Consider the following 12220-nt stretch of genomic DNA (forward strand, 5'->3'; position numbering starts at 1 on the left):
TTGCCCTTTTACCCCCGAAATATGATTTTTTATCCTGTTATTCTGTTCCCGCGAACCCCAGGATCAGGGCCCTTATCCCGCCTTTTTGCGGCATTCTTATTTGCTTGCCAAATGATGTAATAAACAGTAATTTTCATGCATAGTTCTTCATCAAAAAACTAAATGAGGATTTTATGGATATTCAGAACAAAACCGTGCTCGTCCTGGGAGCATGGGGATTAGTAGGTAATGCAGTCACCCGTCAGTTAGTTCCACAAAAGCCCCGGCAGATAATTCTAACATCTCTCAAACAGTCGGAAGCCGAAGATGAAGTCATTAAATTAAGAGAGGAATTCCCCGGTCTTCCACAGGATTATTTTGTGCCGTGGTGGGGAAATATTTTTGTACGAAATGAGTTCAAGGATACCGACAGGTTTGCACTTCTCGCTGATGCCGAAAAGCGCAGAACACTCATTAAAGACGTAATGGAAGAGCTGGACGAAGAGATCTTAAAGAGCTCATCCATTTACCAGCTGGTCTGCAAGTTTAAGCCGGACATCATTGTCGACTGTATTAACTCGGCAACGGGAATAGCTTATCAGGACGTCTATACCACCTACAGAAATATCAAGAAGACCATAGCCGCTCAGCCAACGGTTGAATCGCTGGCCGAGGAAACAGAAAAGCTCCTCTGCACGCTTTACATACCGCAGCTAATCAGGCACGTGCAGATCCTCTACGGTTCAATGCGCGAGGCCAGCACAAAAATTTATATTAAAATAGGCACAAGCGGCACCGGCGGTATGGGCCTGAATATACCTTATACACACAGCGAGGAAAAACCCTCACGCGTTCTTTTAAGCAAATCCTCGGTTGCTGGCGCACATACGCTTCTTCTTTTCTTAATGGGAAGAACACCTGAAGGCCCCATTACAAAGGAAATTAAACCTACGGCTGCAATTGCATGGAAGAAGATCGTGTTCGACGAAATTAAAAAACGCGGACTGCCTATAGACATACTCAACATTCCGCTTGAATCGGCACAGAAGCTTAACGGAAAGCTTAAGCTGAAACTGGACAAACCCTTCGACAAAACAGGCGAGACACTTAAATCGGTCTTTATCGATACGGGTGAAAATGGGACCTTCTCAAGAGGTGAATTTGAAGCCATTACAGGGCAGGGCCAGATGGAATTTGTTACTCCTGAAGAAATTGCCGAAGACGTGATCTATGAGATCAGAGGCGGCAATACGGGACACGATATTATTAATGCCCTCGACAACGCTACACTTGAACCCTCATACAGGGCAGGCTTCCTGCAGCATGCGGCAGTTGAAAAACTGGCGGAGCTTGAAGAGGAGCATAATGTAAACAGCGTGGCATTTGAACTCCTGGGCCCGCCAAGACTTTCAAAACTGCTCTATGAAATCGATCTGCTGCGCCGGGCCGCAGGCACTATGAAGGATACCGCTTCGGAAAAACCTGAGACACTCTCATCCAGGTGCTGCGAACTGATTTCAAAGAATGAAAAGCTCAGAAATGAAATCCTTTCAATCGGCATTGCCATACTCATGCCCGACGGCACATCGCTTCTGAGAGGAAATGAAATGAAAATTCCGCCTTACAGGGGTGAAGATGAGCTTGAAATCAATGAAGACTCAATTAATCATTGGGCAAAAGACGGATGGGTTGATCTAAGAGTATCAAATATGGCCGTATGGCAGTCGAGGCTTAACGCCATAATGGCAGAGGCACAGAGTATTCCTTTGCATGATACGAGTTCAAATCACGTCAGGACCAAATCGTACTGGAATAACTTTGAGAAAATTGACATCGGCAAAGTGGTAAGCTGGATCTTCATACATGAAGAAAAAGGAATGAGAATGAAGTCCTGAGCTTTCAGGAAAAGCTTCAAAAGGCGGGAGAAAAGACCCGCCTTTTTTATTTTAAGAAATTAGAAATTAGGTGTAAACCTTTTTCCCTTATGGAAATCCATAATCAGTTCAGCAGCTTCTTCGGCGTCATCTGTAACTGAGAAGAGATTCAGGTCCTTCTCCGAGATCAGCTTATTTTTCAGTATTGTGCCGGTTATCCATTCCAGCCCCGGTTTCCAGAATTCCCTGCCCATAAAGACAACCGGCACGCGCTGCGTCTTGCCCGTCTGTATGAGGGTTAAAACCTCGAAAGATTCATCCAGCGTTCCAAATCCGCCCGGCATCATTATATAGCCCTGAGAGTACTTAAAGAACATGAGCTTACGGATAAAGAAGTAGCGGAAAGTTAAAAGCTTGTCGCGGTCAATATAAGGGTTTGCGCTCTGTTCAAAAGGAAGTTCAATATTAACTCCCGTGGAGCTTCCCCCTGCTTCAGTTGCTCCCCTGTTTGCAGCCTCCATTATGCCGGGGCCTCCGCCGGTAATAACACCCATCCCCTTTTCAACCAGCCTGCGGGCAACTTCACGGGCCATCTGATAGTAGCAGTCATCTTCATTTATTCTTGCCGAGCCGAAAATTGTCACGCTCGGCTTAATTGAGGCCATTTTTTCAAACCCTTCAACGAATTCAGCCATAATCCTGAAGAGCCGCCACAGGTCCTCCTGCGAGTTAATAAGGCGGGCCTCAATCATGCTGGCCGGGTCAATATCCTGAAAGTGCATAGTTTTTAATTTCCTGAATCAGTTTTCTTAAAATTTTATCATTAATGGGGGACAAATATACGTCCTCCGGCAATAACATGCATGATAATTATCGGAAAGAAATAATTTAATTTGAGCATAAAACGGGGGTAAAACCGGGTACCGGGTCTTCTGCGGGCATAAAAAAACCGGCTTTGGGGTTAAATCCATGGCCGGTTAAATATTTTGGAATACCATCCGGGATGTCTAATTAAGCAGGGTTGTGACCCTGATAATGGCCTTTTTGGCCGGATCGAAGTCGGGACTCAGGTGTACAGCATCCTTATAATAGCTGAGCGCCTTAAACCATTCCCCCTTCTTCTCATAAATTCTGCCCAGGTTGTAATAAGGGAAGTGGCGCGATGAATAGCGCGGAGCATTTATCGCCTTTTCCAGCCATATTATCGCCTCTTCGTACCTTGAAAGGCTGATGAGGTACTCGCCTATGTCGTTATAAGGGTTTCCGTAATCCTCATCTATTTCAATGGCGATGTAGCACTCGTCAATAGCATCTTCATACTTGCCCTTTACACTATAAGCCCAGCCCAGAAAGGTATGAGCCTCGGCCGTGGGGAACAGATCTATAGAAATTTTATAATAATCGATCGCCTCGTCAAGCCTTCCTTCCATCTGGGACTTATACGCCTTATTAAAGTACTCCTGAGCAATATCCAGTCTGTTGCTATTGTTAATCATCCTTATGCCTCTTTCTCTAGATGAAAGGATCAAGGTCAAATTTTAATAATCCGAACATCCTTCCCGTTGAATAGATACCTAATTTTTCCCAAAAAGTCAATGGATGATTGGGTATTGTAAACTACTGCAGGTATCTGAGTAATTGAATTACCTTTATTGGTCACTCAGCCAGCTTCTTTAGAGCTTCCAAATCCTGTATAAATACAGTTCGTTCGTGCATTCTGATCACACCCTGCTCCCTCATTTTTCTGAATGCGCGCGATATTGTTTCTGTTATTGTACTCAGGTACGCTGCCAGCGTGGGGTTGGATAAGGTAAGTTTTACGTAAGGCTCGGGTAAGCCTGCAGTGCCAGCACTTTCTGCCTCCTTGACAAGATAATCCGCAAGGCGGTTTACCACCTCCTTTAGAGTTTCATCTTCGGCTTTAACTGAAATGGATTTAAGGCGCTTTGCAAAGCCCGCCATTACCTTCATGCTTAAGTGTGAGTTGCTTTCCAGGAGCTTCAGGAATTCATTTTTGGGAATAAACAAAAGCGTACTGTCCTCCAGGACCTGCACGCTTGCCGGGCAGTCGCCTCCGGTAAATAAAGGGACGTCGCCGAAGAGCTGCATTTCCCTTAAAAGGTGCAGTATGTACTCCTTGCCGTGAGGTGAAATCTTGAAGATCTTAACCGAGCCTTTAAGTACAATCTGGCATACGGGTACCTGGTCTTCTTCGGATTTATATCAATGCTGATAGTAGGACAGATGTACAAGATACTTCCCTTCCTTACCTGGTATCACAAGTACAGCAGCAAGGCCGGGCTGGAGAAGGTCCCAATGCTAAAGGAGATGTATAATGAAAGCCTCGCACGGGCAGAGTATTACATGATGATTGCCAGCCTTGCAGGAGCCGTAGTTTCACTCATACTGGACTCAGCCCTGATGGTAGAGATATTCTTTATACTGATGCTTTTGAGCGTTTTAATTTTTGTTTTTAATATGATAAAAATAATGGTGAAGTAAGAATGGTTTTAAGTGAAAGTGAAGTAATGCAGGCTCTTAAGTCTGTTATAGATCCTGAGATTGGAATTAATATTGTTGACCTGGGGCTCGTCTACGGCCTTGAGATAAAAGAGCATTTTGTAAAAGTAACAATGACTCTTACAACTCCCTGATGCCCGATGCATGACAGCATGACAAAGTGGGCCGGGAAAAGCTTGCGGGCGCTGGACCCCGGAATGGAAGTAGCAATTAACCTTGTATGGAGCCCCCGCTGGTCGCCCGAGAAGATGAGCGACCAGGCAAAAAGCGAACTGGGATATTAGACACAGTGTATTCTTAAGCTACTTCCTTTCCTTAAGAAGTATGTAAAGAATAAGTAAGCTGAATATTAGCATTTGTACTGTTACACCCGTCCAGCCGCCGTGGCGCCAGCTGAGGACACCGGCTAAAGTCCCCACGGATCCCCCCAGAAAAACCGAGGTCATAAAAACCGTATTTATTCTGCTGTGCGACTTTTCATCCAGCGTATAGATCAGCGCCACATTTGTCACCTGCATTGCCTGCACGCCTACGTCCAGGAGCAGGACCCCCGTAACTAGTGCAATTACAGAAGTCTGGACAACCATCATAAGAACAATGCTGAAAATTATGAGTGCAATTGCCACAAAGCGGACCCTGCGGCTTCCTCCCCTGTCGGCATGCCTGCCAAGAACGGGGGCCATCAGGGCTCCTGCAATTGCAACGAGGCCGAAAAGTCCTATCGTGTCGCTGTGGTAATAAAACGGCTTTCCGCTCAGGTGGAATGTAAGCGTTGTCCAGAATGAGCTGAATACTCCGAACTGAAGCGCCCCTATTGCACTGACGGAGCGTAGAAGAGGAAACCGTTTGACCTGTTCCAGTGCAGAGGCGAGCAGTTTCGGATAACTCCCTTTGAAGTAATTCTTAACCTCAGGCAGGGATATCTGCAGAAGGACTATCATTAAAAGGATGGCAAAAGCCGATATGCCGTAAACGTAGCGCCAGCCGAACCACTCTGCAATTGAGCCACTGAAGACCCTGGCAGCAAGTATGCCTATCAGTACGCCTGTAAATATTGTACCTACCGTCTGCCCCCGGTTCTCAGGATCTAACCCCGCAGCCATCGGCATTATTACCTGCACGGAAACGGAGAATATGGCAATGAGAAGGCTTAGGGCCCAGACCTGAAAAATATTGCCCGCAACTGTTATTAAAAGCAGTGCCAGGAATAGAAATGCCTGCAGGACAACGATCAGTTTCTTTTTATTTATCTTGTCGCCAAGCGGCGTTATAAAGAAAAGTCCAAGCCCGTAACCCACCTGTGACAGTATGGAAATGAAGCCTGCGCTTGTTTCATTGATATTAAGCGAGGCGCTGATCTCAGTTAAGATCGGCTGGTTATAATATATATTGGCAACTGCCACGCCCGCGGCAACTGACATCAGTATTACCTGGAAGCGTGAAAGCGATTTTTTTGGTTCTTCTTCTGTTTTTTCCTTGTACACACCCACCCGTATTTAGTTAACCTTTAATTTATTAGTTTAAGAATTTTTAATTTCACATTTGATGCATATTTACGTGCACGCTGATGAGGATTGCAAATGTAAGAAGAATTAAAGAATTGATAAAATAAAAAAGCCCGGAGACTGCTTCAAAAAGCTTTCTTCGGGCTTCATCTTTTTCGGAGTATTATTCTCAGAACCTGTAGCCGGCTTTTACGGCAAGGGCTATCTGGTTTTCACCGCCAAGCCTGGGTGCTTTTGATGCATTGAGCGGGACAAACATCAGCTGATAATTAAGTTCCGGGGTTATGAGTACGTTGTTGTTAAACAAATCCAGATTGGCACCTGCGGCCATATTTAGTGATGCCTGATACTGGTATCTTGGAGAGTAATTTACTACAGGATTTAATCTTACAATACCCGGGCCGCCCTGGACGTACAGTGCCTGAAAGGCATCAAGCGGATGATACCTGTAAGCAGAGTAAATGCCAAATGTTTCCAGATTATCCTTATTTATAACTCTCCCCCAAAATCTCTCATATTCAAATTCAAAAGGTATATTAGTGTAATATAATGCTGAAATTAGGGCGTTGCTGCTGTTCATGTAAAAGGCAGCTTCCAATAAATATGAAATGCCGTTTCTGGATTTAACGGACATATCATAGTGAGGCGGAATCAAATGCCCTGTTCTGAAATTGTATCCGCTGCCAAGTGAGACTATTATATTCTTCAGGGCCGAGGGAGCTCTGCTGCCGGATTCCTTATGGACATATTTATTCATGTCCCACTCCAGGCTGAACTGGAAAGATTCCCAGGGGAATGCCATGATTCTGTTGTAGGCAAGGTCTACGTCATGCCACCTTCCGGAATATCCCATCAAAAATGTAAATTCCTTATACCCTATTCCTATTTCAGCCCCATGTGTATAAAAATTGTTAAAAGACCGTATCTTCTGGCCAGGAGAAATTGCTCCCAGAAAAAAGTTCTGATAGAACGATAAACCATGTCCCAAATCAAGGGGCTTCCATTCGAATGCCACGCCTGTAGAGAGGCTTGCATCACTGGGGAAATCCTTCCAGTCATTGAAGAGTGCATTAAAGGATGACTTTGCCTCTTTTCCTTCTATTTTACTTACAAGATACTTTGACAGGCCAAGCTGAATTTCAGCCGATACGTAATCAGTCTCAAGTGGTGCTGCACTCAGGCCCAAATGCATCATAGATGGAACAGGCCAGCTATATTCCAGATAAAAAGGATAATTCTCTTCATACCTGTAACTTTTTACCGATTCATCCACCTTAAATTTAACCGGATTTCCCATGTTCATGAGTGAAAAGCCCAGGTCAACTCTTTTGTTAAATACGGCGGGTTCATAATTCAATCCCATGCTGAGAAGCAGGGCATCCATGAACAAGTTTGCCTGAACCTGCTTTCCATATTTAAGCGAAAGGCCCAGTGAGAGTCCGTCTGCAACTTCTGCGGCATAGCCAAGCGACAGAGCATAACCGTAGGAAGGAGCATTTACAAAACGTAGCGGATTATCAGAAGTCCTGACAGCAACGTCCATAAAATCTTCTCTTATGAACTGCAGCCCGAATGAGCCAATCCCTTTGAGTTTGAAAGCGGCAGTCAGATTATTCATAGGCAGACTCTCTATGACCTGCCACGGGTTGTGGAAAAAAGAAAGTCTGATGGTCTTCGAAAATGTCAGGTTGGCAGGGTTATAGGTAAATGCATCCTGCCCGTTTCTTAATGCAACCCCCTCTTCTCCCATTCCATAAGTCGAAGTGCTGCCGGCATCATTTGCAAAACCCAAAATTCCCTGGGCCGGAAGTTCTGAGGCAAATATCAGAATTAAGAAAAAAGAAAAGTAAAAGAACCTTTTGAAATGCATTTAATCTCCGTAATATGTGAACTATGCAGCAATGTATTTTTCTTTGGCTAAACTAATAAAACTTTTATCAAAAACGGAAGCATTTATGAAGAATTTCCCTCAATTCCCGAATTACAAAACTACCATAATCTTTCCAAATAACGGCTGGCCGCCATCAATATCGATTCTGTAGAAGTAGACTCCGTTTGGAACAATACTTCCCCTTTCGTCTTTTCCATCCCAGAAGTCAATAGCAGTGCCCTCATGCGTACTGCCCCTTTCGGCATTCTGAATTACCGTTCTTACAAGATTCATCCCGAAATCGAATATTCTGATTGTAACACCTGATGCCTTGGCTCCCGTGGAATACTTTATTCCTACAGTTTCAACGTCGGGAGAAAAGGGATTCGGGAAAGCATAAGTCTCAGACTCAGTCCTCAGAGCCTGACTTGCCAGATATATCCTCCAGTCCCCGCTCCACATTGAACCGTTTTCTTTCAGTCTTACCAGGCCGGAACCGGTACCGAGCCATATGTCATTACCCTCGGAAGCTGCCGAATAAAACACGTTTGTTTTAAGTGAAAGCTTTGACCGGCTGTCGGTAATCCTGCCTGGAAGTATCCACGTTTTTCCCATATTGCCGGATCTGTAGGCTCCGTTTTCGGTTGCGGCAATAACGTCTTCACCCATAAACCCGATTGCAAGAACCTTTTCTCCATCAAGAGCAGTTGTCCATGATTCACCGCCATCGGATGTAAAACTCAGGGCATAAAATTCACTGCTGCCTTCGGCCCTCCAGCTGGCTGCATATAGCGTTTTTGTGAGCTGGTTATAATTAAGGGATGTGACCCAGTTGCCGCTTATCGGTTTTGTCTGGTTAATATGGTTGAATTTCCGCCAGCTAAGACCACCATCAGTGGTCTTATTTATGCCGCCTGCTGAGCCCGCATATAATGTAAGGCTGTCAACTGCGGCAATTGAAAAAACCAACTCATTCAGGTCCTGCGACTTAACCGTAAAATTCAAGGTATCTTCCGGTGAAATCCTATCCAGACTGTCTGTAGGCAGTACAACCCTCTGCCAGGTTTTACCCATATCGCTGCTCTTCCTCAGGCCCCCGGCCCAGGAAGCAATCCAGACAGTATTATCAGTAACTTCAATGTCATAGGAAATATTATTTACTTTTGTGTGAATCGGCACTATTTTGAGTATGTTTTTCCCATAATTGATCAGAGTGTCAGTTTTACTGTCAACAGGCTGGGGAATTGAAGTCCAGCTCGCGCCTCTGTCGGTTGAGTACATGAGGCCCGCTCCCGCAGGCTGCATTTCTCCCAGCTGCTCCACTTCAGTCTGGAAAGCCGCCCAAATTACTCCATTATGATATGCCAGTGCCGAAATTGCCCTGTTGTCCGATGGGCTCAGGTTTAAGAAGTTTGTCCACGATTCACCTCTGTCGCTGCTGCGGCTTACACCTGCACCTGTTGAAATGACGACTGTATCGCCAAGGGCAATAATGTCCCCGATATCGTTTCCCGCAGGAGAATCTGCAGACTCTTCATCTGTGCCGTTTAGCATGAATCTCTTTGGCAGTGACTGAGCAAGCAGGCTCTGTGAGATAAAAAACAAGAGTACAATAAATTTAGCTGTCTTCATTTTATGTATATGTTGTGAGTAATAGTATTGCTCAAGGAATCGTTATAGCTTACAGCCTGGAATATGAATTTTCTTGACTGGCCCTTTGCTGCCTCGCTGAAATAATTCTTAAATGAATAGATGCCGTCACCTGAAGCCTCATCGCCAAAGGTTTCAGCATTGCCATCGTCATGCATATCAAATAGATCCGAGGTAGTCCCATCCTGTCTTACGAACCTGAAGAACACTCTTTTTATATCTGCCGGCCCGGCGGCACTGAAGGCCTTTACGCTGAATACAAATACCTCTCCGGTACTGACGGTGTCAGGCATCTGAAGATTGAAAATGACCGGGGCGCTGTTCAGCTTCCCGTTGATAAAGTTAAATGTATGAACTCCGGCAGGAAATATTTCCCCGTCCGCATTCACGAAATAATTTACACGGTAGAGGCCGCTGAGGTTTTTGTCTGAAAGAAACACCCTGGCTGAGAATAAGTTGTCACCCTTTTGCAAGTCGCCATTTTGAAGATTTCCATCGTCAAGAAGGCTGATGTGATTAAAAACAACTGACGCTCCGGAGTATGAAATATCCATCCAGATGTCTTTAAGGCACGAAGGATTTTCAATCCTTAAGGAAGTGGTAAATGAAGAATCGTTATAATAATTGACATCTGCCGGAGCTTCAATTTCTGTGATGTGAAAGCTTTCATCTGTTTTATCTACAACTCCGGTCGGGATCTTTTCACACCCTGCCAGAATAATGACAGAGATAAGAATAAAAAGTAATGTCCGCTGCATTGGTCCGTCCTGTTTGTTTTTTGATTTATATTCCAATTCTTAACGCAATACCGCCGCAGCGGCATTGCGCAAAAAAGCGTTCAGAAATTAAAATCAATCAGCGGACAGGAAACGCAAAGCGAGACACAGGCAGACAGGCTGCTATTGGCTGAACAGGTCATTATTACTCCATTTATGTAGTATCAAAATAGAGTATAAATTTTCGATAGGACTCCGCTTTAATAAATTTTTATAAGAAGGTACAGGCAATTTAATAACTTAAATATAAAAATCCAATGCCCCGGGATTTTTCAATATTTTATTTAAACTAAAACCTGTAGCCTATTTTTACAGCAAGGGCTATCTGGTTTTCACCGCCAAGCCTTGGGGCTGTTGACGTATTGATAGGGACAAACATCAGCTGGTAGTTAAGCTCAGGACTTATAATAATGTTATTGCTGAAGAAATCCAGATTGGCTCCTGTAACCATATTTAAAGAAGCCTGATACTGGTAATTCGGAATGCTTGGTCCTACTGGATTTATTCTTACTATACCCGGTCCTCCCTGAATGTACAGTGTCGGAAATGCATCAAGAGGATGATACCTGTAAGCAGAATAAATGCCAAATGTTTCTAAATCATTCTTGCTCGTATATTTCCAATATTCTAACTGGTATTCTACCACGACGGGTATTTGAGTATAATATAATGCCGCAACTAGTGCATTATTCTTGTCCAAATAAAATGCGGACTCAATTGAATATGCAATGCCGTTTCTGGATTTGCAAAACTGCTCAAGCTCGCTTGGAACCAGATGCCCCGTTCTGAAATTATACCCGCTGCCAAATGAAACCAATATATTCTTCAGGGCTACAGGAGCTTTACTTTGAGATTCCCGGTTAAAATGCTTGTTTATATCCCATTCAAGGCTGAACTGGAAAGTTTCCCATGGGAATTCCGGGGGGAAATACATATTAAATCCCTGTGCGTTATGCCATCTTCCGGAATAGCCTGCTGAGAATGAAAATTCCTTATACCCGATTCCCATTTCAGCGCCATGGGTAAAACTATTATACATGGACAGCTCGGGACCCGGAGAAGTTGTTCCCAGGTAAAAGTTCTGATAAAACGAGAAGCCGTTACCCAAATCCAGAGGCTTCCACTCAAAAGCCAGGCCTGTACTAAGGCTTGCATCGCGCGGGAAATCTTTCCAGTCGTTAAAGAGTGCTGAGAAGGATGATTTGGAATCATCACTGCCGTTATTTATAAGATACTTCCCAAAGCCTATCTGCATTGAAGTTGACAGATAATCGGTTTCAAGAGGTACTGCACTTACTGCAAAATGAATCGTTGATGAGACCGGATAATCCTTGTCTATCCAGATAGTTTCATTCCTGTTTGCCGGGTTAAGATAAGGGGATCTGATTTTAACAGGAGCCCCCATATTCATAAGTGAAAACCCCAGATTGATTCTATTATTAAATATTTCAGGCTGATAGTTAATTCCGCCGCTATAAAGCAGTGATTTTTGGGATGGTGTTCCCATATGCATATAAGCATATTTAACTGCCAGGCCTACAGATAATCCTTCAGAAACTTTCATGGCATAAGCAAGCGCCAGAGCATAATTATAATAATGTTCGGTGTGTCCCTTCGTGCCGTCAGGGTCGTCCATCGAGGTGACAGGAATATTTCCGAAATCCTGGTTCAGATACTGCACCCCTAATGTGCTGATTCCATTAAGTTTAACGGCGGCAGTGAAATTGTTTATCGGATAGCCGTAACCCGTATACTGGAACTGGTTGTGATACAGTGAAAACCTGACCTTATCGGAATAGGTCAGATTTGCAGGGTTAAATGTGAATGCATCCTGACCGTTCCTTAAGGCTACTCCCTCTTCACCCAGGCCGTAAGAGGAGGTGCTGCCCGAATAATTTGTAAAATCAAAAAATCCCCTCTGGGCAGAAAGCCTTGAAGCGGTAATGAAAAGAAACAATATTGAAAAAGTAATAAAACTTTTGAAACGCATTTGAACTCCGTAATATGTGAAAATGCAGCAGTTTGTTTTCTCTTATAAAATTTTAT

The 12220-nt window shown here is 44.1% G+C and carries 10 protein-coding genes and 1 pseudogene; 3 read left to right on the forward strand and 8 right to left on the reverse strand.

The genetic code is table 11. From position 1 onward, the window contains the following. The first annotated feature begins 173 nt into the window (after positions 1–173). The gene (locus HF312_06510) at positions 174–1874 is read left to right on the forward strand and encodes a short-chain dehydrogenase (GenBank protein MCU7519854.1); all 1701 of its coding nucleotides are present in this window, start codon (positions 174–176) and stop codon (positions 1872–1874) included. A gap of 59 nt (positions 1875–1933) precedes the next feature. Here the strand turns inward: HF312_06510 and HF312_06515 are convergent, their stop codons facing one another. The 3 genes from HF312_06515 to HF312_06525 form a co-directional block, all read right to left on the reverse strand. Further along, on the reverse strand, positions 1934–2635 hold the full coding sequence (locus HF312_06515) for a TIGR00730 family Rossman fold protein (GenBank protein ID MCU7519855.1): 702 nt from the start codon (positions 2633–2635) through the stop codon (positions 1934–1936). Between the two features lie 225 nt (positions 2636–2860). Continuing rightward, positions 2861–3349 (reverse strand): tetratricopeptide repeat protein, encoded by a 489-nt coding sequence (locus HF312_06520; GenBank protein MCU7519856.1) that lies wholly within the window; start codon positions 3347–3349, stop codon positions 2861–2863. A gap of 160 nt (positions 3350–3509) precedes the next feature. After that, positions 3510–3962: a Crp/Fnr family transcriptional regulator gene (locus HF312_06525; protein MCU7519857.1), complete on the reverse strand. Its 453-nt coding sequence runs from the start codon at positions 3960–3962 to the stop codon at positions 3510–3512. Positions 3963–4079: 117 nt separating this feature from the next. Between HF312_06525 and HF312_06530 the strand changes: the two genes are divergently transcribed. Both HF312_06530 and HF312_06535 read left to right on the forward strand, forming a co-directional pair. Beyond that, on the forward strand, positions 4080–4355 hold the full coding sequence (locus HF312_06530) for a hypothetical protein (GenBank protein MCU7519858.1): 276 nt from the start codon (positions 4080–4082) through the stop codon (positions 4353–4355). A gap of 2 nt (positions 4356–4357) precedes the next feature. Beyond that, positions 4358–4657, forward strand: a pseudogene (locus HF312_06535) (metal-sulfur cluster assembly factor). 18 nt (positions 4658–4675) lie between these two features. Here the strand turns inward: HF312_06535 and HF312_06540 are convergent. From HF312_06540 to HF312_06560, 5 genes are all read right to left on the reverse strand, one after another. Beyond that, positions 4676–5794, reverse strand: coding sequence for an MFS transporter (locus HF312_06540; protein ID MCU7519859.1), 1119 nt, complete (start codon positions 5792–5794; stop codon positions 4676–4678). A 253-nt stretch (positions 5795–6047) separates the two neighbouring features. Continuing rightward, complete coding sequence (locus tag HF312_06545) at positions 6048–7748, reverse strand: PorV/PorQ family protein (GenBank protein ID MCU7519860.1); 1701 nt, start codon at positions 7746–7748, stop codon at positions 6048–6050. Between the two features lie 111 nt (positions 7749–7859). Continuing rightward, the gene (locus tag HF312_06550; GenBank protein MCU7519861.1) at positions 7860–9380 is read right to left on the reverse strand and encodes a hypothetical protein; all 1521 of its coding nucleotides are present in this window, start codon (positions 9378–9380) and stop codon (positions 7860–7862) included. Further along, entirely contained in the window at positions 9377–10156 is a 780-nt protein-coding gene (locus HF312_06555) for a hypothetical protein (protein MCU7519862.1), read from the reverse strand. Before HF312_06555 ends, HF312_06550 begins: the two co-directional genes overlap by 4 nt. Positions 10157–10463: 307 nt before the next feature. Further along, positions 10464–12164, reverse strand: a complete 1701-nt coding sequence (locus tag HF312_06560; protein ID MCU7519863.1) for a hypothetical protein — start codon at positions 12162–12164, stop codon at positions 10464–10466. Positions 12165–12220 lie beyond the last annotated feature (56 nt).

It is taken from the genome of Ignavibacteria bacterium, assembly GCA_025612375.1.
Lineage (GTDB): Bacteria > Bacteroidota > Ignavibacteria > Ignavibacteriales > SURF-24 > JAAXKN01.

What these genes read in the sequence shown, in the direction of transcription:
- HF312_06525 (MCU7519857.1), bottom strand. Translation starts at nt 3,962, where the DNA reads ATGCAGCTCTTCGGCGACGTCCCTTTATTTACCGGAGGCGACTGCCCG.
- HF312_06510 (MCU7519854.1), top strand. Translation starts at nt 174, where the DNA reads ATGGATATTCAGAACAAAACCGTGCTCGTCCTGGGAGCATGGGGATTA.
- HF312_06520 (MCU7519856.1), bottom strand. Translation starts at nt 3,349, where the DNA reads ATGATTAACAATAGCAACAGACTGGATATTGCTCAGGAGTACTTTAAT.
- HF312_06555 (MCU7519862.1), bottom strand. Translation starts at nt 10,156, where the DNA reads ATGCAGCGGACATTACTTTTTATTCTTATCTCTGTCATTATTCTGGCA.
- HF312_06515 (MCU7519855.1), bottom strand. Translation starts at nt 2,635, where the DNA reads ATGCACTTTCAGGATATTGACCCGGCCAGCATGATTGAGGCCCGCCTT.
- HF312_06550 (MCU7519861.1), bottom strand. Translation starts at nt 9,380, where the DNA reads ATGAAGACAGCTAAATTTATTGTACTCTTGTTTTTTATCTCACAGAGC.
- HF312_06560 (MCU7519863.1), bottom strand. Translation starts at nt 12,164, where the DNA reads ATGCGTTTCAAAAGTTTTATTACTTTTTCAATATTGTTTCTTTTCATT.
- HF312_06540 (MCU7519859.1), bottom strand. Translation starts at nt 5,794, where the DNA reads ATGTCAGTTGCCGCGGGCGTGGCAGTTGCCAATATATATTATAACCAG.
- HF312_06545 (MCU7519860.1), bottom strand. Translation starts at nt 7,748, where the DNA reads ATGCATTTCAAAAGGTTCTTTTACTTTTCTTTTTTCTTAATTCTGATA.
- HF312_06530 (MCU7519858.1), top strand. Translation starts at nt 4,080, where the DNA reads ATGCTGATAGTAGGACAGATGTACAAGATACTTCCCTTCCTTACCTGG.